19 protein-coding genes and 1 pseudogene are annotated in these 20,945 nt (G+C 62.1%); 10 read left to right on the top strand and 10 right to left on the bottom strand.

Annotated features, from left to right (window positions below):
* Positions 1–47: 47 nt before the first annotated feature.
* Both J6524_RS32445 and J6524_RS32440 read left to right on the top strand, forming a co-directional pair.
* The gene (locus J6524_RS32445) at positions 48–983 is read left to right on the top strand and encodes a DUF937 domain-containing protein (RefSeq protein WP_225677964.1); all 936 of its coding nucleotides are present in this window, start codon (positions 48–50) and stop codon (positions 981–983) included.
* 17 nt (positions 984–1,000) lie between these two features.
* The gene (locus J6524_RS32440; protein ID WP_225677963.1) at positions 1,001–1,195 is read left to right on the top strand and encodes a hypothetical protein; all 195 of its coding nucleotides are present in this window, start codon (positions 1,001–1,003) and stop codon (positions 1,193–1,195) included.
* A 122-nt stretch (positions 1,196–1,317) separates the two neighbouring features.
* On the opposite strand, the gene J6524_RS32435 is transcribed toward J6524_RS32440, so the two are convergent.
* Positions 1,318–2,124 carry a cytochrome P460 family protein gene (locus J6524_RS32435; RefSeq protein WP_225677962.1) on the bottom strand — a complete coding sequence of 269 codons (807 nt, stop codon included), beginning with the start codon at positions 2,122–2,124 and terminating at the stop codon, positions 1,318–1,320.
* 176 nt (positions 2,125–2,300) lie between these two features.
* Positions 2,301–3,002, bottom strand: coding sequence for a response regulator transcription factor CtrA (gene ctrA / locus J6524_RS32430; protein WP_016848562.1), 702 nt, complete (start codon positions 3,000–3,002; stop codon positions 2,301–2,303).
* 365 nt (positions 3,003–3,367) lie between these two features.
* On the opposite strand from ctrA, the gene fliI reads away from it, so the two are divergent.
* The 4 genes from fliI to J6524_RS32410 all read left to right on the top strand — a co-directional run bounded on the left by fliI (position 3,368) and on the right by J6524_RS32410 (position 6,839).
* On the top strand, positions 3,368–4,693 hold the full coding sequence (gene fliI, locus J6524_RS32425) for a flagellar protein export ATPase FliI (protein WP_225677961.1): 1,326 nt from the start codon (positions 3,368–3,370) through the stop codon (positions 4,691–4,693).
* A 108-nt stretch (positions 4,694–4,801) separates the two neighbouring features.
* Positions 4,802–5,218, top strand: coding sequence for a flagellar export protein FliJ (gene fliJ / locus J6524_RS32420; RefSeq protein ID WP_057842912.1), 417 nt, complete (start codon positions 4,802–4,804; stop codon positions 5,216–5,218).
* Between the two features lie 181 nt (positions 5,219–5,399).
* Positions 5,400–5,945 carry a sigma-70 family RNA polymerase sigma factor gene (locus J6524_RS32415; protein WP_225677960.1) on the top strand — a complete coding sequence of 182 codons (546 nt, stop codon included), beginning with the start codon at positions 5,400–5,402 and terminating at the stop codon, positions 5,943–5,945.
* A gap of 18 nt (positions 5,946–5,963) precedes the next feature.
* Positions 5,964–6,839 carry an anti-sigma factor gene (locus J6524_RS32410; RefSeq protein ID WP_225677959.1) on the top strand — a complete coding sequence of 292 codons (876 nt, stop codon included), beginning with the start codon at positions 5,964–5,966 and terminating at the stop codon, positions 6,837–6,839.
* 314 nt (positions 6,840–7,153) lie between these two features.
* On the opposite strand, the gene J6524_RS32405 is transcribed toward J6524_RS32410, so the two are convergent.
* Positions 7,154–7,360, bottom strand: a complete 207-nt coding sequence (locus J6524_RS32405) for a hypothetical protein (protein WP_225677958.1) — start codon at positions 7,358–7,360, stop codon at positions 7,154–7,156.
* 307 nt (positions 7,361–7,667) lie between these two features.
* Positions 7,668–9,797, bottom strand: coding sequence for a flagellar biosynthesis protein FlhA (flhA, locus tag J6524_RS32400; protein WP_225677957.1), 2,130 nt, complete (start codon positions 9,795–9,797; stop codon positions 7,668–7,670).
* 876 nt (positions 9,798–10,673) lie between these two features.
* Here flhA and J6524_RS32395 point away from each other — a divergent pair.
* From J6524_RS32395 to J6524_RS32385, 3 genes are all read left to right on the top strand, one after another.
* On the top strand, positions 10,674–11,819 hold the full coding sequence (locus tag J6524_RS32395) for an OpgC domain-containing protein (protein WP_225677956.1): 1,146 nt from the start codon (positions 10,674–10,676) through the stop codon (positions 11,817–11,819).
* Between the two features lie 503 nt (positions 11,820–12,322).
* Positions 12,323–12,832 (top strand): hypothetical protein, encoded by a 510-nt coding sequence (locus tag J6524_RS32390; protein WP_225677955.1) that lies wholly within the window; start codon positions 12,323–12,325, stop codon positions 12,830–12,832.
* Positions 12,833–12,992: 160 nt separating this feature from the next.
* Complete coding sequence (locus J6524_RS32385) at positions 12,993–13,541, top strand: hypothetical protein (RefSeq protein ID WP_225677954.1); 549 nt, start codon at positions 12,993–12,995, stop codon at positions 13,539–13,541.
* A 57-nt stretch (positions 13,542–13,598) separates the two neighbouring features.
* On the opposite strand, the gene J6524_RS32380 is transcribed toward J6524_RS32385, so the two are convergent.
* The 6 genes and pseudogenes from J6524_RS32380 to J6524_RS32360 all read right to left on the bottom strand — a co-directional run bounded on the left by J6524_RS32380 (position 13,599) and on the right by J6524_RS32360 (position 19,765).
* Complete coding sequence (locus J6524_RS32380; protein WP_225677953.1) at positions 13,599–13,988, bottom strand: VOC family protein; 390 nt, start codon at positions 13,986–13,988, stop codon at positions 13,599–13,601.
* Between the two features lie 303 nt (positions 13,989–14,291).
* Positions 14,292–17,396, bottom strand: a complete 3,105-nt coding sequence (locus J6524_RS32375; RefSeq protein ID WP_225677952.1) for an AAA family ATPase — start codon at positions 17,394–17,396, stop codon at positions 14,292–14,294.
* A gap of 105 nt (positions 17,397–17,501) precedes the next feature.
* Positions 17,502–17,627 (bottom strand): annotated as a pseudogene (locus J6524_RS38080) (double zinc ribbon domain-containing protein); the annotation flags it as partial.
* A 673-nt stretch (positions 17,628–18,300) separates the two neighbouring features.
* Positions 18,301–18,717, bottom strand: a complete 417-nt coding sequence (locus J6524_RS32370) for a hypothetical protein (protein ID WP_225677951.1) — start codon at positions 18,715–18,717, stop codon at positions 18,301–18,303.
* Positions 18,714–18,902, bottom strand: coding sequence for a hypothetical protein (locus J6524_RS32365; protein ID WP_225677950.1), 189 nt, complete (start codon positions 18,900–18,902; stop codon positions 18,714–18,716). Before J6524_RS32365 ends, J6524_RS32370 begins: the two co-directional genes overlap by 4 nt.
* A gap of 473 nt (positions 18,903–19,375) precedes the next feature.
* Positions 19,376–19,765, bottom strand: a complete 390-nt coding sequence (locus J6524_RS32360; protein WP_225677949.1) for a hypothetical protein — start codon at positions 19,763–19,765, stop codon at positions 19,376–19,378.
* Positions 19,766–20,102: 337 nt separating this feature from the next.
* Between J6524_RS32360 and J6524_RS32355 the strand changes: the two genes are divergently transcribed.
* Positions 20,103–20,945, top strand: coding sequence for a GNAT family N-acetyltransferase (locus J6524_RS32355; protein WP_225677948.1), 843 nt, complete (start codon positions 20,103–20,105; stop codon positions 20,943–20,945).

Raw genomic sequence — 20,945 nt, 5'->3', positions numbered from 1 at the left:
AGGGTCTAACCTAGGCGCGCAACTGCATCTTGCTCGGGAGGATCTCCATGGCGACGAACTTAGTCTCTGCAGTGATGCAATTCCTCACGCCGGACATGATTGCAAAGATCGCTTCTGTCTTGGGCCTTGATCGCGACGTCGCGCAGAAAGCCATCACGGCTGCTATTCCTGCGCTTCTTGCAAGCCTCGCTGACCTGGCCTCCACGCCCAATGGCGCGCGTCAGCTCACCAATACGCTTACACAGCAATCCGCATCGATTGAGAGCCTCAAGAATCTGATCGGCGGCTCCGGCCAGAACCTGCTGCAGGGGGCGAACATGCTTTCGGACCTGTTCGGTGGCGGAACGCTGGATACGATGGCCCAGACGATAGGAAAGTTCGCGGGAATCGGCGAGGGGACTGCCAAGTCGATGCTTGGCATGCTCGGTCCCGTGGTCCTTGGCACGCTGGGGCAGCAGCAACGCAGCGCCGGTCTCGACGCAAGCGGGCTGGCGTCCCTTCTCATTTCACAGAAGGATCAGATCGCCGCGGCAATACCGTCCGGTCTCGCCGGTCAGTTGAGTGCCGCCGGTCTCATCGACGGAGCGACTGAAAGCTTGCGTAGCGGCGCAGCGGCGGCCAGCACGGCTGGTGGCCGGATTGCAGAGGCTTCGGAGCAGACCGTTTCCCGGGCTGCTCAGGCGGCCTCTGCGGCGGCCCGGAGATCCACGGTACCGCAATGGCCGTATTGGCTGGTCGCCGCGGCGGTGCTGGGTGGCCTCGCCTGGTTCGCCCTTGGTCGTTCAGGGGAGGACACGGTCGCTGTGGTGTCGCCGCCCTCCACGACGCAGACCGAGACCGGCACCGTGGGCAAGGCTCCGACGGACTTAACGGTCGGAGGGATGAACCTTGCGACCAGATCAACTTGTCGGTGGGGTCCATCAGGACCGTGCTGCCCGGGATCACCGATGCCGCCTCTGCCGAGGCCGCCCTGCCCAAACTGAAGGAAGCGACCGCTCAATTGAATGAGGTCAATTCCCGCGCGGCGCAGCTCTCCCCGGAAGGAAAGAGCTTCCTCGTAAAGCTGGTTGTTGCTGCTACCCCTGCGATCAACCAGATGTGTGACAAGGTGCTGGCAACGCCCGGCGCTGCCGACATTGCGAAGCCGACGATTGACGAGCTTCGAGGCAGGCTCGATGCGCTCGCGCGCTCATGAATGTCAGAACGTCGTGCCGCACGGCCTGCCCCGGACGGCACGACAACGTGCAGCCAGCAGCTCGCATTCGCGCGCCATGGATCGTCCAACCCGATGATCGCCGATTTCAGGCCGGGGCTCGCCTATTCCCTGACCTCGATCTTGCCCTTCATGGCGGGGTGCAGGCCGCAGATGTAATCGTAGGTTCCGGCATCGGCGAGGGTTAGCTGGGTGGTCTGGCCTTTCAGCGCGATGGGCGAGCGCTGCGCCTTGGGGCCGGTGATCGTCACCTGGTGCGGCGAGGAATCAGTGTTGTGCCAGGTGATGGTCTGGTCCTTGTTGACCACGACAGTCTCCGGCCCGAACTTGAAGTCCGAGATCGAGACCACGCCGGGGCCTGGTGTGGGCTTTGCCGTGGCGCCTTCGGGCGTGCCCTTCAGACCCGCCAGCGAGATGACAAAATCCTGCCCGGCATGCGGCTTGTGGCAGGTGAAGCAGGCCGTCAGATTGGCCTTGTCGTTGACCTTCTTGTCCGGGCCAAACGCCTGATACTCCCATTCGCCATTCCGAATTTCATCCTTGTACTCGGCGCCCCAGCCATCGCGCTTTTCCATCACCGTGTAGGCGACGAGGTCGCCCTTCAGGAAACGCCCATTGGCATCCTTGAGCGGCTCGCCGGCCGCATCGAGCTGCGCCTTGTATTGCACCAGCGTCAGCACCGTGCCGCTCGGGATCGGCTGCCCCTTGCGCACCGCATCGACCGCCGCCGGCGTCGCATAGAGCTCGCGATATTGCTTGTTGTCGTAACGATCGACCGTGGCGTAGAGCGTGCCTTTGTCGAAATGCTCCGGGAAGGCGACCTTGTCGCCGCCGGCGAGCGCCGAATAGCCGATGAGCGCGCCCGATGCCGATCCGAGCGCAATCGCGGCAGCCAGACTGACGTTTTTCATGACTTCCCCCTCGTTTTGCGGACAATTCCGTCAAGTACGAGACACCATGACGCGGGTTTCAATCCGGGGAAGCGAATTTGTCGCGCGGGCGATGGCCCAAACAAAAACCCCGCCATTTCGGGCGGGGTTCAGTCGGGATGGAGTGAGCCGTCGTCGGGCTCGCTATAAAACCCTGATCAGGCGGGGATGCGCTCGTCCGCCTCGTGCGGCTCGCGCAGCACGTAGCCGCGGCCCCACACGGTCTCGATGAAGTTGCGGCCTTCGGAGGCGTTGGCGAGCTTCTTGCGCAGCTTGCAGATGAAGACGTCGATGATCTTCAGCTCGGGCTCGTCCATGCCGCCATAGAGATGGTTGAGGAACATTTCCTTGGTGAGGGTGGTTCCCTTGCGGAGCGAAAGCAGCTCCAGCATCTGGTATTCCTTGCCGGTCAGGTGCACGCGCTGGCCGCCGACCTCGACCGTTTTGGTGTCGAGATTGACCACGAGGTCCCCGGTCTGGATGACCGACTGGGCGTGACCCTTGGAGCGGCGCACGATCGCGTGGATGCGGGCAACCAGTTCGTCTTTGTGAAAGGGCTTGGTCATGTAGTCGTCGGCACCGACGCCGAGACCCTTGACCTTGTCCTCGATGCCGGCGAGGCCGGAGAGGATCAGGATGGGAGTCTTGATCTTGGAGACCCGCAGCTGTTTGAGCACGTCGTAGCCGGACATGTCGGGCAGATTGAGGTCGAGAAGAATAATGTCGTAGTCGTAAAGCTTGCCTAGGTCGACGCCTTCCTCTCCGAGGTCCGTCGTATAGACGTTGAAACTCTCGGATTTCAGCATCAACTCGATCGACTGCGCGACGGCGCTGTCATCTTCTATCAGCAAAACGCGCATGCCAGTCCCCTTTAGTCCGCCGCTCCGGGCGTCAGGTCGGCCGCACTTGCGGCACTCAAAACGCCTTTAACAACTGATTCGGATCCTGACAGACACATGGTTAACAAAATCTGATTCCGGTTCGCAAGCTCTTTGAGTGCAATTTCTAGCGAATCGCCCTAAGATGTTGCGCAGAAGCAGCTTTTCTCCACAATGCCCACTCAGGTTCCAGATTAAGAGACGGGCCTAACCGACTCCCGCGTTGGCCCTTCTTCTGATGGGCAAGCGCTCTCAGTCACCAAAGACAGTGACGCAATGATTAATGATGCGGGTAAACACGAGGTTAAGCGCGGTTTCTTAAAGTGCGGAAACTTAAGGTTTTCGCAATGAAGGCGCTCGCGGAGCAGATCGGCGATATCGACGGCGTCAATATATATGGCCGTGTCGTGGGCGTGCGCGGACTCATGGTCGAGATCGCCGGGCCCATTCATGCAATGTCGGTAGGCGCCCGCATCGTCATCGACACCGGCGGAGGCCGTTTCATCCCGGCGGAGGTCATCGGCTTTTCCGGCAGCAATGCGGTCGTCATGCCGTTCGGCGGGCTCGATGGTGTCAGGCGCGGTTGCCGCGCGGTGATCGCCACCGCAGCCAGTCAGGTGCGGCCGTCACCGGCCTGGCTCGGCCGCGTCATCAATGCCATGGGGGAACCGATCGATGGCAAGGGGCCGTTGGTGCAGGGCCCGTCGCCAATGCCCTACCGCAATGCGCCGCCGCCGGCGCATTCGCGCAAGCGCGTCGGCCCCCCGCTCGATCTCGGGGTGCGCGCACTCAACACCTTCCTGACCTGTTGCCGCGGCCAGCGGCTCGGCATCTTCGCAGGTTCCGGCGTCGGTAAATCCGTGCTGCTGTCGATGCTGGCGCGCAATGTCGATGCCGACATCACCATCATCGGCCTGATCGGCGAACGCGGCCGCGAGGTGCAGGAATTCCTGCAGGAGGATCTCGGCGACGAGGGTCTGGCGCGCTCGGTCGTGGTGGTCGCGACATCGGACGAACCCGCTCTGATGCGGCGGCAGGCGGCGTATCTGACGCTGGCGATTGCGGAGTATTTTCGCGACGAGGACAAGGATGTGCTGTGCCTGATGGACTCGGTCACGCGCTTTGCGATGGCGCAGCGCGAGATCGGTCTGTCGGCCGGCGAGCCGCCAACCGCCAAGGGCTATACGCCGACCGTGTTCACCGAATTGCCGAAGCTTCTGGAACGGGCAGGGCCGGGCACCGGCATCGGCACTATCACCGCCATCTTCACAGTGCTGGTCGACGGCGACGACCATAACGAGCCGATCGCGGATGCCGTGCGCGGCATTCTGGACGGTCACATCGTGATGCAACGCTCGATTGCGGAGCGTGGACGCTTTCCCGCGATCAATATTCTCAAATCGGTCTCGCGCACCATGCCGCGATCGGCCGATCCCGCCTACTTGCCCGTGATCACACGAGCCCGGCAGGTGATGGCGACCTACGCCGACATGGAAGAGCTGATCCGGTTGGGCGCCTACCGGGCGGGTTCCAGTCCGGAGGTCGACGAGGCCGTACGCCTGCATGAGCCGCTGGAAGCCTTCCTGCGCCAGGCCAAGGATGAAAAATCAAGCCTTGATGACGGCTATCGCCGATTGGCGCAAATCGTCAGCAATTTGGAAACGGAACGCTAACTTTGTCAGGCCATCATCCCCGGCACATGATTAACGCCGCCGGTGGGGCCCCCCGGGGAGCCGGCTCCGTCCCGCGTTCAGAATGGGACTTCTGGGGAGTATGAGTCGATGAAGTCACGAGAAACGCTGATCCGCCTGAAGAAATTTCAGGTCGACGAGAAGCGCCGAAGGGTTACCCAGATCGAAGGCATGATCGCCGACTTCCAGCGCATGTCGGTCGATCTCGAGCGCGAAATCCAGACCGAGCAGGAGCGGGCCGGGATCAACGATCCCTCCCACTTCGCCTATCCGACCTACGCCAAGGCCGCGATCCAGCGCCGGGAAAACCTGACCCGCTCCGCCGACGAACTGCGCATCCAGCTCGAAGACGCCAAGAGCCTATTGAGCGAAGCGTTCGAGGAGCTGAAGAAGGTCGAGTTGCTCGACGAGCGCGACCAGGCGCGCGAGCGCGCCGAGGAGAGCGCCCGCGAGCAGGCCGACATGGATTCTATCGGCCTGATGCGCGCCCGCCTGGGCGTCGCCTGACGCTTACAGCGGATATCAGTTCAAGAATCGAAACCCGGGCCGAAAGGTCCGGGTTTTTCCTTTGCCAATGGGCTGAAACGGGCGACTTGGTGCCTCCTTTGACGCAGGGTATGGTACGAAACTTTCTCGACAGCTCCGGCGTAGGACGTGACTAGGGGATCGAGACTTTGGGGGACACTGAATGCTGACGCCAGCGGAGCTGGTCTGGCTGATTGCCGCGGTGGCGAAGGGGGATGAGGCCGCTTTTGAGCGCCTTTACGCCGCCACGCGCGCGAAACTCTTCGGTGTCGTGATCCGTATCTTGCGCCGTCAGGACCTCGCGGAGGAGGTCATTCAGGAGGCTTACGTCAAGATCTGGAACAGCGCCGGCCAGTTCAACCCGGCCCTGTCTTCGCCGATCACATGGATGGTGTCGATCGCGCGCAACCGGGCGATCGACGTGGTGCGAAAGCGGAGCGAAAGCTCGATCGAGGAGGAGCCGACCGCAATGGAAGTGGCGGCCGATTCACCCGATCCGCTGGCGCGGCGCGAGATGACGGAAGAGTTGAAGCGGTTGCTGGAATGCGTCGGCCGCCTCGAGCCGGATCGGCAGAAGCTCGTGCTGCTCGCCTATTACAACGGCTGGAGCCGCGAACAGCTCGCCGCCAAGTTCGAAGCGCCGGTGAATACGGTGAAGACGTGGCTGCGCCGCAGCATGATGGATATAAGGGAGTGTCTCGGGCTCTAGAGGCCCGGATCTTGAACGATGGCCTATAGCGAAGACCATATCGCGCTCGCTGCTGAATATGCGCTCGGCACCCTCGATGCCGACGAGCGCGCGCAGGTCGAGACCATGATGGCCGTCGACAGCGAATTCACCGCGATCGTCCGTGCCTGGGAATATCGGCTCGGGGCGCTGAACCAGATGGTCGGCTCCATCGAGCCGCGGCCGATTGTGTGGGAAAACATCAAGGCCGCGATCGGACATTCCACCGAACAACGCGCGCCGCTGACGCTGCCCGGGACCCCGCCGCCGTCGCCACCCGAACAGCCGGTCGCGGCCGAAGCGCCACCGCCCGCGGGGGACACCTCCAACGTTGTCCGGTTGTCGGCGGCCCGGGCGAAGCGCTGGCGCAACGTCGCCTCCATCGCCACCGCGCTCGCCGCGGCGCTGGTCGCGATGCTGGCGGTGCAGGTCTATCAGCCGGATCTGCTGCCGGAGGCGTTGCGGCCGAAACCGCGCATCCAGACCGTCGAGGTGAAGACGCCGGCGGCACCGCCGGTGCCCTCGGCGCAATATGTCGCGCTGTTGCAGCGCGACGCCGGCTCGCCCGCCTTCATCCTGACGGTCGACGCCGCCACCAAGAATTTCACCGTCCGCCGCGTCGGCGCCGAAGCCGAGCCCGGCAAGAGCTTTGAGCTCTGGCTGATCTCCGACAAGCTGCCGCGGCCGCGCTCGCTCGGCGTGATCGGCGGCAGCGATTTTACCGCGCGCCCGGTGCTCGCCGACTTCGACGCCAGCACCATCAACGCTGCGACCTACGCGGTCACCGTCGAGCAGGCCGGCGGCTCGCCGACCGGCCAGCCGACTTCGGCGCCGATCTATACCGGCAAGCTGATCGAGACGGTGCCTGGGCGGTAGCATCTCTCCACTTAAGCTTCCCTCATGGTGAGGAGCGCGCTCTTGCGCGCGTCTCGAACCATGAAGGCCCCGATGGAGCCGGTGGCGCACGCGGGCATCCTTCGAGACGCCCGCTTCGCGGGCTCCTCAGGATGAGGTCGGTGTGCCAGGCGATTTCTGTGGTGTGATGGCGAGCATACTCGCACAAAAAGAAAACGCCCGTGGGGAGCGGGCGTTTTCGCAGTCAACTTGGGGGTAGTTGGGGTCTTATATATCCACGTAGCGACTTTGGGGGGCTGTAAAGAGCCACGTGAATTCCGTGAATTTCTTCTCCTCTAGCGAACGACTGAGTTGCTTGAGCTGGTGACCACGACCGGCTTGCCGGCCTTCATCACGCCCGTGCTCGCGGTCTGGGTGAGACCATCATCCGAGCCGTTGCGTGCCGAGATGCTGAAACCGGCGACCACGATACCTGCCACGAGCGCCACGACCACGATCTTGAGATGGGTCGTGCGATCTGCGCTGTAGATCGAGTGGTTCATGGAAGTCTCCTGCCGCCTTCCCGCGTGTGAATTGGTCGAATGCCTTCTCAGGCGGGTTCAACGTCTCGCGTGCAGAAAACGTAGGAATTCGGGAAATCGTTCCCAATAGCCGATCACAAGCCGGTGAAAAGACTTGAACGGCCGCGATCGGGAAATCGCTATTTTTGACAATTGTCTATGTTTTACAATCGCTTACTGTGGTAACGGCGCTCGCGTCGCGCGACGGCGTCAAATTACCCGATTTTAACAAACCGTTTGCATGTGGCGAAATGGCCTCGGGATTTTTTGAGTGATTTGCGCAACTTGACTACACACTCCCCACTGTCTTCAACCGCGCGCGCGGATGGATTTCGGCCTGCGACAGTACCGTCGTCTGCGAGCGGAATCGTTCGACTAGCGAGCGGACGAACGGACGGATTGCCGCTGACGTGACCAGCACCGGCGCCTCGCCCTCGCGGGCGGCCTGCTCGAAGGCGTTGCGCACGGCGGTCATGAACTCCGAGAGTTTTGAAGGCTGCATGGCGAGGCTGCGCTCTTCGCCCTGGCCCACGATTGATTCCGCGAACGCCTGTTCCCAGCGCGCCGACAGCGCGATCAACGGCAGGTAGCCGTTGTATGTGGTATTCTGCGCGCAGATCTGGCGGGCGAGGCGGGCGCGGACGTGCTCGACCATGGTTGCGGGGTTGCGCGAGAAGGCGAGTGCGTCCGCAATGCCCTCGAGGATAGTCGAGAGATCGCGGATCGAGATGCGCTCGGCGAGAAGGAGCTGCAGCACGCGCTGGATGCCCGATACCGTGACCTGGCTCGGCACGATGTCCTTGACCAGTTCGCCCTGTTCCTTTGGCAGATCCTTCAGGAGCTTCTGCACCTCGCCATAGGACAAGAGATCGCTCATGTTGTTCTTGAGCAGCTCGGTCAGGTGCGTCGACAGCACGGTCGCGGCATCGACCACGGTATAACCCTTCAGCGAGGCCTCTTCCTTCAGCGCGGCGTCGACCCAGGTCGCGGGAAGACCGAAGGTCGGCTCGACGGTATGGATGCCGGGCACGCCGACCTGGTTGCCGGCGGGATCCATGACCATGAACTGGTTCGGCCAGATCTTGCCCGAGCCGGCGTCGACTTCCTTGATCTTGATGACGTAGGTGTTGGCCTCGAGCTGCACGTTGTCGAGGATGCGCACCGCCGGCATCACAAAACCCATTTCGATCGCGAACGAGCGGCGCAGCGCCTTGATCTGCTCGGTCAGGCGGTCGGTGCCGTCGGGGCCGTTGACCAGCGGTAGCAGCGCGTAGCCGAGCTCGATCTTGAGGTCGTCGATCTTGAGCGCGGAGGCGATCGGCTCCTCGGCCGCAGCCTGGGCGGCGGCCGCGGCGGCATCGGGCGCGGCGGCGGCAGCAGCTTCCTGCGCCTTGACGGCGGTGTTGTGGTTGCGCGCCTTCCAGGCCAGCGCGGCGGCGCCGCCGCCAAGCGCGAGGAAGGGCAGCATCGGAATTCCCGGCAGCAGCGCCAGCACCAGCATGACGCCGGCCGACATGCCGAGCGCCTGCGGATAACCCGAAAGCTGCTTCATCAGCGCCTTGTCGGCGGCGCCGGTGATGCCGGCCTTGGAGACGAGGAGGCCCGCGGCGGTGGAGACGATCAGCGCCGGCACCTGGGTGACGAGGCCGTCGCCGACGGTGAGCACGGTATAGGTGCGGGCGGCGTCGCCAAAGCTCATGCCCTGCTGCGCGACGCCGATGATGATGCCGCCGACGACGTTGATGAAAACGATCAAAAGGCCCGCGATGGCGTCGCCGCGGACGAATTTCGAGGCGCCGTCCATCGCGCCGAAGAAGCCGCTTTCGTCCTCCAGCGCCTTGCGCCGCTCTTTGGCGGTCTTCTCGTCGATCAGGCCAGCGGAAAGGTCGGCGTCGATCGCCATCTGCTTGCCGGGCATCGAATCCAGTTGGAAGCGGGCAGCGACTTCGGCGATGCGGCCCGAACCCTTGGTGATGACGACGAAGTTCACGATGACGAGGATCGCGAACACGATAATTCCGATCACGAAATTACCGCTCATCACGAAATTGCCGAAGGCCTCGATGACGTGGCCGGCCGCGGCCGTGCCCTCATGGCCATGCGACAGGATCAACCGTGTCGAGGCCATGTTGAGCGACAGCCGCAGCATGGTCGAGATCAACAGCACGGTTGGAAACGCCGAGAATTCGAGCGGCGCCTGGATGAACAGTGACGTCATCAGGATCAGGATCGAGACCGTGATCGAGATCGCAAGGAACAGATCGAGCACGATCGCGGGCAGCGGCAGGATCAGCACGACCAGGATGACCAGGACGCCGAACGCCAGCGCCAGATCGCCGCGCTTTAGGATCTCGCCGATTTCGCCAAGGGTCGGAAATTTGGGGCTGGCGCCGCCCTGACCTGCCGTGACATCGACCATGGTAGCCGCATCCCCCCGCGACCGACGCCCGCGGGCGCCAAACGTCTTCGCGGCGGCCGAAGGGCCGCCGTTTCGAAAGTGAGGCACCGCACTGGCGTCCACGGGATCCTCCCGTTTGAAACGCGGCCGACGACACTCGACTTCACCCGGCAATTTTTGCCCGGTGTATGGTTAGCAAAGGGTTAACGGGGGCAGTTGGGACCGTCATTCCAGGGCGACGCGAAGCGTCGAACCCGGAATCTCACGCCTACCGAACACTCGCCGCCATCCAGCCGTCATACCCCGCGGAGGCGGGGTATCCAGTACGCCGCGGCTTGTCGATTCAATCACCACGGCCTCTGGAATACCGGATCGTCCGCCTTCGCGGACGATGACGACGCCTAAGACGTGGCGTTTTCGAGTTCAACACACACGTCCGCATTCCCCGCGGCGCGTTCGCCGGGTCCGTTTCGCAATTGCAGCTAGATCGGCAAGCGCGCGAGAACTTCTTGCGCGCGACGAGATTTGCAGCGGATGTTGAAGCTTTTTCGCGCACGAAGCGGATTTGCGTGGATAGTTCTCAGGAAGCGTAGAGCAAAACCCATCGATCTCCTGCGCGCGATCGATGATGGGTATCGCTGCGCTCCACCCATCCTACGTAATGCCGACCACGCGAAATCTAGTCTCCTCTTCTCTGACAGCCGACGTCGCACGGACCTCGTCAAGCGCCGAAGGAGGAACGGGCTTAATCATGCGGCTCAAATGATCACGTGCAAGGCCGACAGCGCTCAACGCTTGCGCGCAGATTCGCTTGAAAAAATAAGCGCTTAAAGGTGAACGAGCTCACACCAGGAGCTCGCGCGGCGGGTGCATTTTGCTGGCTTCGGGACGACCCAGATGCACGACCGAATTACCAACCCCAAGTTCGTGGTCGGCGAGCTGCCGGAGCTGAAAGACCACGGCCGCGACCTGCGAATAGATGCCTGCCGAGGCATCGCGCTGTGGTTCATCTTTCTTGATCATGTTCCCAACAACATCGGAGCTTGGCTGACGCTGCGGAACTACGGCTTCAGCGATGCCGCGGAAGTGTTCATGTTCGTCTCGGGGGTAACCTGCGCGCTGGCTTACGGCAGGGCATGGCGCTGCGAGGGCTGGGCCGGCGTGATCAGCCGAACGCTGCGGCGAAGCTGGGACATTTATGTCGCGCTTCTCTTGCTCACGCTCGCCTGCGCGATCCTGGTTCACCTCGCAGGCACTGGCCGTCTTGCTGACGAGAGCAATACGCGCATCTTGTTGGACGATCCGGGCGCGACGCTCGCGCGGGCGGCGATCCTGCAATACCGTCCCGTCAATACCGACGTCTTGTCGGTCTTCGTGCTTCTTCACCTGTTGTTCGCGCCGCTGCTGTGGCTGCTGCTGCGAGCGCCGAACGTAACGCTTGGCGCCTCGTTGGCGCTTTATGTATTGGTGCATGCCTTTGGCTGGACCGTCCCGGCGTGGCCGAACGGCCGATGGGCCTTCAATCCGCTGGCCTGGCAACTGCTGTTCGTGCTTGGCGCGTGGTGGATGATCGAGGATAAGAGGCCCCGGCCGCAATGGGTGACGTCACGCACGACGCTTGTGCTTGCTGTCCTGTATCTGCTCTTCAGCTTGATCATCGCATTGAGCTGGCGCATCAAACCGCTGGAAGCACTGATCCCGCAGGCGCTGGCGAACCTGCTTCATCCATTGGACAAATCGAATCTCGATCCATTGCGGTTGCTGCATTTTCTGGCCGTAGCGGTTTTGGCGGCATGGCTCGTGCCTCGCAATTGGCGAGGGCTGACCACGCCGGTAATGCGCGGCGCGATCCTCTGTGGCCAGAACTCGCTGCCAATCTTTTGCCTCGGCGTTCTCTTGACCTTCGCCAGCTACGTGGCGCTGCTCGATATTTCAGGCGGACTTGCGATGCAGATGGCGGTGAGTCTCGCTGGCATCGCGGCGATGATCGCGACCGCAACACTGCTGAACTCGATCAGTATCAAACCCAGGCAGCGATCGTGATACTTGGACACTGCGATCGGCGAGAATGTCCATGAAATATGTTCCGGCCGAACTGCAGCAGTGCATGGGACCAGTCTCCGTCACACCGGTGCTGTCAGTAACATGACTTACTGAATTGCAGCGACCGATCGAGCCGCATTCTCGTTTGCGGGCCAGAATGAATCCGCCGCCTTGCCAGATTTGAGCCGCATTGTGAACGAGGTCGCGGCCAAAGGTCGTGCCGGGTGGGGCGCAACACTGGAGTTTCCATGTCGGGTCATTTGCGATTGTGCATCGCCGCCTTCGTCCTTCTCACAAGTCTCCCGACTTCTGCGTCTTCGAATCCTCTTGCGGACTTGTTCAATGTCTCTCCTCCCCAGACAGCCACTGAGCCTGCTCCCGCGGAAAAGGAAAGCGAGTGCTCGCCGCGGCCCGGCACATCGACGGCGGAGGGGCAGCGCTGGGTCTATCGCACTGAGGGAGGCCGTAAATGCTGGTTCCAGACTGCCGCGGGGACCGCGACGGTGAAGCAGGTTCGTGATCGTTTTCGCGCCGCGAAGGCTCGTGCCGCTGCCGAGGAGAACGAGGCCGCGCGGCGCAAGCGGAAGGCGGTCATGGATGCGCGCGCGGAGATGCTGCGCTCCGCGCCGGCGGAAACGCCTGAGCCGACGCGGCCCGCGCCCGAGTTCAAGGTGGTTGATGTTGCTCCCGTCCAGGCCACGGGCGCCGCGGCCTTCGTGCCGCCGGCACCCGTCGCCACGGCTAACCACGCGACCGATCAGCTCGCGCCTGATCAGCCCACGCCGCGCCGGCTCGACGCGGAGACGCTTCTGGCAGCCGCACCGGCGCCAAGCGAAGCGGCTATCGTCACCGCGCCTCCGGCCGCGCCGGTCGCCTCTGCGATCGCGGAGGCGGCCGATGATGGGTCCGGCTGGACGGCAACCTGGCTTGGCGTGCTGCTGATGGCGCTGGGTCTCGCCTTCGTCTTGGGCTCGAGCCGGACCGTTCGGGAAACCGTGCTGTTGCGCAATTGAGGCACGAAAGGCGGAAGCGATTCCGTTCCTCCATTCAACATCCGCGCGTGAGCATCGACGCCGGCGTTAACCCTGTCGGCAAACGGGCTGTGCGCCGCCGCCAAGTTGCCGCATTAGATCGGAGAATTTTCACCGGCACTAAACCAGTCGGAGGAGCATCATGCTCAGAATGGTGTTGGTGGGCCTCCTCATCCCCTTGGGTATAGGAGTGCTGGCGGCAATGGAACTCAGGACTCCGGCGCGTAATTCAGTAGCGGTTGTCCAGCCGCTTGCCGAGACCGCCGCAGGCGCTTCCGATTCAGATACTGCATTGGTGAAGTCTGATCGACTTGAAAAGGCCGATCGACTTGAAATTGCGGCTGCGAGCAGCGAGACACCACCGCAGCCTATTCTGGTCGACGAACGCGTTTCTCCGTCAGAAGACGTCAGTGTCGGTCCTTCGGAGCCCCCGAGGATGATCATCCGCCATCGACACGATCCCAAATCAAAGAAGGCCGCCGCCGACGCTCGTCCAAAGAAGGTCGCCACCGACGCCCGTCCAAAGAAGGTTGCCGCCGCGGCCGCTCCCAAGTCGAACCCAAGGACGACCGAAATCAAGCGAACAATCATTTCCGAGCGGCGAAAGGCCGCCAGCGACAACGAGCCCTGCCGACTAAGCGCGTTTGGTGGCTTGCGAAAGGCCTTGAATTCGCTCGATTGCGAAATCTGATTCGTTGGAGCGGCTTCGAAGCTGGCTCCTGAGAAAGCCGCATCTCGCCGTCGGCCTTTATGGATTCCATCCGCCGCTGCCATAGGGGCGGGTGATGATTTCGAGGAGGTGACCGTTGAGATCCTCGAAGTAGACTCCGCGTCCGCCGTCGTGATGATTGATCTCGCCGGGCTGCTTGCGCGCCGGATCGGCCCAGTAGGGAAGCTTGCGCTCCCGAACCCGGCCGAAAATCTCGTCGAATTCGGTTTCGCTGACCAGAAAGGCGTAGTGCTGCGGCGTGATCTCGTCAGTGTTCATGTAGTCGAGAAAGGCACCGTTTTCGGTGGCGACCATCTCAAATGGTCCCCAGTGCTTCGCGGGTGGAAGGTTCAACATCTCGGTCAGGAATTTCGCCGAAGCCTTGCTGTCGCGCGCCGACAAGATTGTGTGATTGAAATGGACCGCCATTTGGTTCTCCCTCGAGATTTTTGCGCAGCACCGCTCGTTGTTCGATCCATAAGGAGGAGCTTTTCGACAGCTCGAGCATCGAGCCTTTTGCTGCTGGTTGTCTTCAGACGTCCGAATTCCCGGACGATGCCGCCGAAGCAGCCACAGCCCTCCTGCAATTCGCCTAACCAGCGCACCTTCGGTTGAGTTCCACTCTTTTTGGAAATGCACCTAGATGATTTGGCTGCCGCCCGTGACGACGACGTACCATGCGGCCAAAAATGCGTGCAGCGCGCGCAAAGGGGCGGACCAGCGCAAATCCGCTCACGCTCCGCGGGCCAACTCGTCGAGCAATGCCTTTGTGGCTTTCAGATCGGTGGTCTCGAAGCCCTCAGTGAACCAGCTAAAGAGAGGCGCGAGCAGCTCGCGGGCATCCCTGCGCCGCCCCAAATCGCACCACAGGCGCGCCAAGCTGCGGGCGGCGCGGAGCTCGAGCGATTTGGCGCCCTGCGCCCGGGTTATTGCCATAGCTCGCGCGAGGCAGGTTTCGATCTCGGATAACGATCGCCCTTCCACCCGCATAAGCTCCCCCTTGATGCGTGTAACTTCGCCCTCCCACATGTGTTCGCGATTGTTTGCGATGAGGTCTTCCACCTCAGCAACGATCCGTAGCCCTGGTTCGGTCTGGCCGATTTGCGCATAGGCCGCGGCGAGCATGCAGAGATAGCGGGCTTGATACCAACTGACGCCGAGAGCCGCGCGGTGCTTGGTATTCTCACACATGAGCGCGATACCTGGCCCCGGCGCACCCTGCTGTACCATAGCCCAGCCGCGAAGAATCAACCCGTTCACGCGCCAATAGCCAAGGCTGTGCCGATCGGCCAGTTCAATGATTGCTTCGGCATGGGCTTTCACGCCCGGCACATCGCCGAGCAGTTCGTCCAAGCCCGCGCCAGCGAAATTGTGGACGTGCGCCGTGAGGTTGGCCTGGTCCAGCTCCGCGGCGCAACGGAACGCTGCGGTGCTCGAACGACGCGCTTGCTCGGGAAAGCCCAGAATCCACAGGACGGGTGCAAGATAGGTGAGAGCTGACACTTTCGGATCGTGAACGTAGTGCACCGGCTGTGATCGATGCCGGCACGCGTCGTAGAGGCGCAGGATCGCTTCAAACTCGGACCGTGCCTCGGCAAACGCCCCGCAGTGCATGGCCGTGATCCCGGCCAAGCGGTGGCTGGCGAGACGTATAAGCGGGCTTGGAAGGCGCTCGGCTACCCGACGAGCCTCGTCTGTTAAGCGCCGCATCGCGGAATAATCGCCCCGCACGAAGTAATAGACGAACTCGCCGCTGAGGGTCGCGACGAGAGGCTCGGCCTCGCCGAGACGCTCGCAAAGCGCGCGAGCACGGCTATAGGCAGCGCCTGTCTGTGGCGCGGAATAACCGTGTACTGCGATCATGGGAGTACCGATCGCGATCTGAAAGGCGAGCTCCTGCCGATCCTGCTCGAAACTTTCCGGTAGCGTGTTCAGCGCCTCCAGCCCTCGGGTGAGATGCCGAATTGCTTCCAGATTGGCCGAGCGTTGGGCAGCGCTTTCGCCTGCTTTCAGCCAATAGCCGACGGCACGTTCGATTTGGCAGGCTTCAGTATAGTGGTGTGCCAGCAGTTCGGGCTCGCGCGCCACGCGGTCCGGGAAATACCTCTCGAGGGCGTCGGCGATGCGCGCGTGCAACCGCTGTCGATCGCTGCGCAGCAGCGTGCTGTACGCCGCATCCTGCACCAGAGCGTGTTTGAAGCTGTAGGCGGCCTCCGGTGGCGTGCCGTGTTGGAACACCAGTTCAGAAGAGACAAGCCGCGCCAAACTGGGTTGTATCTCGCTCTCGCTCGAGCCAACGACAGCCGCGAGCAGTTCGTATGAAAACTCGCGCCCAATGGCCGCTCCAATTTGTGCCACTTTCTTGGGACCCTGCCCGAGTCGGTCAAGCCGAGCCAACAAAGAGGCGTGGAGGGTTGCGGGTACGGCGAGGGCCGATCGCGACGTTGCCGCGCTCGCATCCACGCCATGTCGACTGGCTTGCGATTCTATGACAGCCTTCGTCAGTTCCTCGATGAAAAGCGGCACACCGTCGCTGCGCTTGATGATCTCTTCCGCAGTATGCCCGGCGAGCATTTTGCCGCCCGCGACACACTGCACGAGCGTCGCACCCTGACGTCGGTCGAGGCGGCTCAGGGCGAGCATCGTGACGTGTGATCGCCCGGTCCATGGCGCCTGAAACTCTGGCCGGAATGTAATCAGCAACAGCACGGGCTGGTCTGCGATGCGATTAACCACGCGATCGAGGAACTCGCGTGAGCTGGGGTCGATCCAATGGACGTCCTCGTAGACCAGCAATACCGGCTGGCTCTGCGCGAGGATGACGATTTGGTGGAGCAGCAGCTCGAACGTCTCCTCCTTCTTGCGCTGCGGATTCAGCGCGCTCGGTGAGTAGAGATCGTCAGGAGGAATGTGTAGCAACTCGGCGATAAGCGGCAGACCCGCAGTCGGCGACGAGATCGGCGAGAGCAGTGCCTCGATTTTGCGAAGTTTTGTCTCCGGTGCATCGCCCCGCTCGAAACCTGCGGCGCGTTCGAGTTGCACAATCGTCGGGTGCAGCGCGCTATCCTGGTGGTGCGCCGAGCATGAATAGCGCAGCCGGACGTGGGGCTCACCGCGCAGCCGCTCCAGGAGGGCAGCGGCCAAGCGCGACTTGCCAATGCCCGGCTCGCCCGAGAGCAGGATCACCTGGCCTGCGCCGGACCTTGCCGTTATCCAGCGCTCGACCAGCAGCTCGATCTCCTCCTCACGCCCAACAAGCGGCGTGAGGGCTGCAGCCGAATGTAGTGCCTCGAATCGGCTTTCGATCGTGCTCTCGCGCTGCACGCACCACGCGCGCACAGGCTCAAAAAAGCCCTTTAGTTCGACCAGGCCGAGTTCGGCGTATTCGAAGATCCCGCTCGTCAGCCTGTGCGTGTTCGCATCGATCACGACGCTGTTCGGCTCCGCCAAAGTTTGCAGTCGCGCCGCAAGATTTGGCGTCTCGCCCACTACGCCGCGCTCCTGCGATTCTCCGGCACCGACGAGATCGCCCACTACGACCAGGCCTGTGGCAATACCCACACGCACCGCCAGTCTGCCGCCGGGCGCAGCCGGCACTGGCCGTGCCATTGTCACAATCTGCAGACCGGCGCGAACAGCTCGCTCGGCGTCATCCTCATGCGCCTGCGGGTAGCCGAAGTAAGCCAAAACTCCGTCGCCCATATATTTGGCGACGAAGCCATCGAACTTCCTCACCATCGTCGCGACGTCTTTATGGTACCTGCTGAGCACCTCGCGCAGGTCTTCCGGATCAAGCCGAGATGCAATCGCGGTCGAGCCGACGAGATCGCAGAACATGACGGTGAGACGCCGGCGCTCGGCACCGGCTAGTGCCGGCTGGGCAGGCGTATTTGCGGCTCGCTCCAGAGGAGCGGCACGAGTCAAAGCAGCGCCACAGAAACCACAGTACCTATTGCCGAGCGGATTCTTGCGACCGCATGCGCCACAGTGCTGCGGCATCGGCGCGCCGCAGTTTCCGCAGAATCCGCTGTCACCTTGATGAACGCTTCCGCAGCTCGGGCACTCCATGCTCGCCCTCCAGCTCGGAACAGGGCGGCAGTGTAGACGAAGGTCTGGATCGAGGCCAGTCTCCTTGCTCGGCCAAACCAAATACGGGATGGTGCCGCAATACTAAAGCGGCTTTGTAAGCTGGGCTTTGTCACGATCGCAAACGTCGCTGACTGGTCGCTCGTCTACGCGGATATCCCTCGGCCCTGCTGCAAATTGCTTACTGACTATCTGCATGGCTGACCCTGAGGCCAAGCTGACTCTCGAATGATCGATGTCCGCTATTGTCCGCCACGGCCGTGCTCTCGATTGCGGAGGTTACTGCTGCTCTTCAGCCCAACTCGTTTTCTCACAGCTGAGGCAGCGGAGGAGGCGAAAGTTTTTGCCTTGGCGACTGTCGAGGATCGCCACGGGCCGCGCGATGCCGCCGCAATGATCGCAAATTTGATGATGAGGCGGCTGATACCGCCCGGCGTCACTCGTACCTAACACGTTACTCACCGCACCCCTCCTCTAACGGAGACTCACGTAAGACCCAAGCGCACATTGGTTCCAAGAACGTCCGGGCCAGCCCCTTGATGAAACAACGCGTGAGTTGTCGTGAGATTGGCGGGCGACCGGCTGAAGTCAGGGTACTCAGCAACAGAAATCAGCGCGCAGAGACGAAGCGGAGAACCGGGCGCCACCGTCTTTTTTAGCGATCTAAGAGCCAGATCCTTCCGCTCCATAACGCATCGAAAGTGTCAGGGACGTAATTCGGCGCCCGCGCTTGCACGGCTTCCTCCGGTGCCCACGCTTGCACAGCTTCCTTCGGCGCCCATGCTTGTGCGTTCAGTGGACTGGCGCGTTTCTCCGAGACTACGTTCACGACATCTTTCGCCGGTGGCGCGGATACGGCCTTTGGCCACTCCAGCAAGGCTTTCGAAAGCCCAGGCTTGCCTTCGTACCAGCATTTCCGTCCGTCAATGAGACGATACGACCACCATTTTCCGTTGGGATTTGACGGCATCGCGGCGCTGCATGACTGCTTCGCTTCCGCTTCTGGCATCCCTGACAATAACAGCGCGGCAATGAAAGCCGTCGGCGCCATTGATGAAAGCTGCTTGCTCATTTGTCCGCCTCGAAGCAACCGCGTTGCTGCAAGCGGCTCACAGCAGCCATCACATCGGGACGTTCGAGAACTTCTACCAGTTTGTCGAGGATACGCTCATTGTTCTGAGGACGGGGTTGCAGATATTCTTCCAGTATGAGTTGCGCCTCGCCAATCGCTTGAATTGCCAATTGTTGATCGGTCATACTCGTTACTCACACAGCGCCCCACGAAAAGAAAGAAGGCAAATCAAGACCGCATTGGGGTTTTTCCCCGCTTTTTCGCGAAAGTACTATCAATTTTTGTTTCGGTCCCGTCCTGGGTGACCGTTCCGGCTTACCTGTAAGTTGTTGATTATCGAGTGATTTTGTGGCGGTGAACCATGTCTGGTTGGTAGCCACACACTGGGCGGCGTTTTGCGCGTAAGGATCGGAGTACCGCGATCGGGACAAGCGTAGTGCTTACGGGCGCCAAAAAGAGGAGAGCTCCCGAACATCATCTTCGGGAATTTCATCGTGCGTCGAAAAGCAAGTAGATCCGCCAGTCCAGCGTTGCGGAGACAGCGCGTGGGATGGGGTAGAGCGAAAGCGAACCCTCATCCTCGTTCGATGGAAGTTGGAGGATGGGTATCGCTGCGCTCCACCCATCCTGCGCTCTGTCTTCCGGTCCGCGCAGTAGCTCAGTCGCAATAAGCCCACCGGCCGTAACCGTCGTCGCATCGCGCGCGGGCGCGGTAGGGCACGGGCAGTGGCGGCCGCGGCGCATATTCCGTCGCGTAATCGTAGTCCTGCGCGTAGTAGCGCTCGGAATAAGCGGGTGCGCGGTCGACATAGACCGGTTGCGCGGCGTAGGCCGGACCGTATTCACCATAGACCGCTGCCGGCGCGCGATAGCGATATCCGTAGCCGGGTTCTGCGTACGGCCGATGAGTTGGGCCCGGACGCACATAGACGTTTGCGGATGGAGCGTAGATTCCACCCGGCGCGACGTAGACGGATGAAAGGTCGCTGGCCGCCGCGGCCGTCGAACACAGGACAAGAGCGGCCAGCGTGAGCGATGATCGGTACATGAGTGAAGCCTCCAACAACGCAGCCCCGCCAGCCAGCGTGGTTAATTTTCTCTAAACAATCCACGCGGCGCAATGATATTTTGCGCGAAGATGTGTGCCATTTCTGGACTGCCCACAAAGTATGCGCGTCGCTAATCGAGGAACTTGCGCATGCGATCACGTGTAGCCAGTGGTCCGTCATTGCGAGCGAAGCGAAGCAATCCATCTTTCCGCGTGCGAGGAGAGATGGCTTGCTTCTTCGCTGAGCCTGTCATCACTGCGCGAGCGCAATTGCGCTCGTCGCTGGCGCGCATTCGCGCGAGCCGTGCTTCCCAATGACAGCTTAAGGATCGTCATTATGAGCGACTTCACTATCCGCACCATGCAGCCTGACGAAATCTCGATCGCCATCGACTGGGCCGCCGCCGAGGGATGGAATCCGGGCCTTGCGGACGCCGCCTGCTTTGCGTCCGTCGATCCACAAGGCTTCTTGATTGGTGAACTCGACGGCGCGCCGGCCGCTACCGCCTCCTGCGTCAATTACGACGCACGCTTTTCCTTTCTCGGCTTCTACATCGTGCGGCCGGATTTGCGCGGCAAAGGTTTTGGCTTGCGGATATGGAATGCGGCGATCGCGCATGCGAGGCCGCGCGTGATCGGGCTTGATGGCGTGGTGGCGCAGCAGGACAATTACAGAAAGTCCGGCTTTGCGCTCGCTTACGCCAACATCCGCTATGGTGGCATGGTCGCCGCGCCGATTGCGCCGCAGGCCGATGTTATCGCGCTCGACGAGGTGCCGTTCGCGGACGTTGCGGCGGATGACGCGACGGTGTTTCCGGCGCCGCGACCGGCGTTCCTGCGGAAGTGGATCGGTGCGCCTGGGCACGTCGGCTGCGCGCTGGTGCGCCATGGCAGGCTTGCGGGCTGGGGAGTGATCCGTCCATGCCGGAGGGGGCGCAAGATCGGGCCGCTGGTGGCGGACGACCGCACGACGGCCGAAGCTGTGCTGTCGGCCTTGCTCGGCAAGGCGGGTGATGGGGAGATTTTTCTGGATGTGCCAAGCGTCAATCGCGAGGCCATCGCGCTAGCGGAAAGTCTTGGACTTGCGCCGGTGTTCGAGACGGCGCGCATGTACACGGGTGAGATTGCGCCGCTGCGGCTGAATCGGGTGTTCGGCGTCACCAGCTTTGAGCTGGGATAA

It is taken from the genome of Bradyrhizobium hereditatis, assembly GCF_020329435.1.
Lineage (GTDB): Bacteria > Pseudomonadota > Alphaproteobacteria > Rhizobiales > Xanthobacteraceae > Bradyrhizobium > Bradyrhizobium hereditatis.
The sequence above is the reverse complement of the archived record's forward strand: the minus strand, read 5'-3'. Positions and strand labels throughout refer to the sequence as shown.

Excerpts from the sequence above, each read along its gene's own strand:
- J6524_RS32445 (WP_225677964.1), top strand. The coding sequence starts at position 48 with ATGGCGACGAACTTAGTCTCTGCAGTGATGCAATTCCTCACGCCGGAC.
- J6524_RS32435 (WP_225677962.1), bottom strand. The coding sequence starts at position 2,124 with ATGAAAAACGTCAGTCTGGCTGCCGCGATTGCGCTCGGATCGGCATCG.
- ctrA (WP_016848562.1), bottom strand. The coding sequence starts at position 3,002 with ATGCGCGTTTTGCTGATAGAAGATGACAGCGCCGTCGCGCAGTCGATC.
- fliI (WP_225677961.1), top strand. The coding sequence starts at position 3,368 with ATGAAGGCGCTCGCGGAGCAGATCGGCGATATCGACGGCGTCAATATA.
- fliJ (WP_057842912.1), top strand. The coding sequence starts at position 4,802 with ATGAAGTCACGAGAAACGCTGATCCGCCTGAAGAAATTTCAGGTCGAC.
- J6524_RS32415 (WP_225677960.1), top strand. The coding sequence starts at position 5,400 with ATGCTGACGCCAGCGGAGCTGGTCTGGCTGATTGCCGCGGTGGCGAAG.
- J6524_RS32410 (WP_225677959.1), top strand. The coding sequence starts at position 5,964 with ATGGCCTATAGCGAAGACCATATCGCGCTCGCTGCTGAATATGCGCTC.
- J6524_RS32405 (WP_225677958.1), bottom strand. The coding sequence starts at position 7,360 with ATGAACCACTCGATCTACAGCGCAGATCGCACGACCCATCTCAAGATC.
- flhA (WP_225677957.1), bottom strand. The coding sequence starts at position 9,797 with ATGGTCGATGTCACGGCAGGTCAGGGCGGCGCCAGCCCCAAATTTCCG.
- J6524_RS32395 (WP_225677956.1), top strand. The coding sequence starts at position 10,674 with ATGCACGACCGAATTACCAACCCCAAGTTCGTGGTCGGCGAGCTGCCG.
- J6524_RS32385 (WP_225677954.1), top strand. The coding sequence starts at position 12,993 with ATGCTCAGAATGGTGTTGGTGGGCCTCCTCATCCCCTTGGGTATAGGA.
- J6524_RS32380 (WP_225677953.1), bottom strand. The coding sequence starts at position 13,988 with ATGGCGGTCCATTTCAATCACACAATCTTGTCGGCGCGCGACAGCAAG.
- J6524_RS32375 (WP_225677952.1), bottom strand. The coding sequence starts at position 17,396 with ATGTTCTGCGATCTCGTCGGCTCGACCGCGATTGCATCTCGGCTTGAT.
- J6524_RS32370 (WP_225677951.1), bottom strand. The coding sequence starts at position 18,717 with ATGAGCAAGCAGCTTTCATCAATGGCGCCGACGGCTTTCATTGCCGCG.
- J6524_RS32365 (WP_225677950.1), bottom strand. The coding sequence starts at position 18,902 with ATGACCGATCAACAATTGGCAATTCAAGCGATTGGCGAGGCGCAACTC.
- J6524_RS32360 (WP_225677949.1), bottom strand. The coding sequence starts at position 19,765 with ATGTACCGATCATCGCTCACGCTGGCCGCTCTTGTCCTGTGTTCGACG.
- J6524_RS32355 (WP_225677948.1), top strand. The coding sequence starts at position 20,103 with ATGAGCGACTTCACTATCCGCACCATGCAGCCTGACGAAATCTCGATC.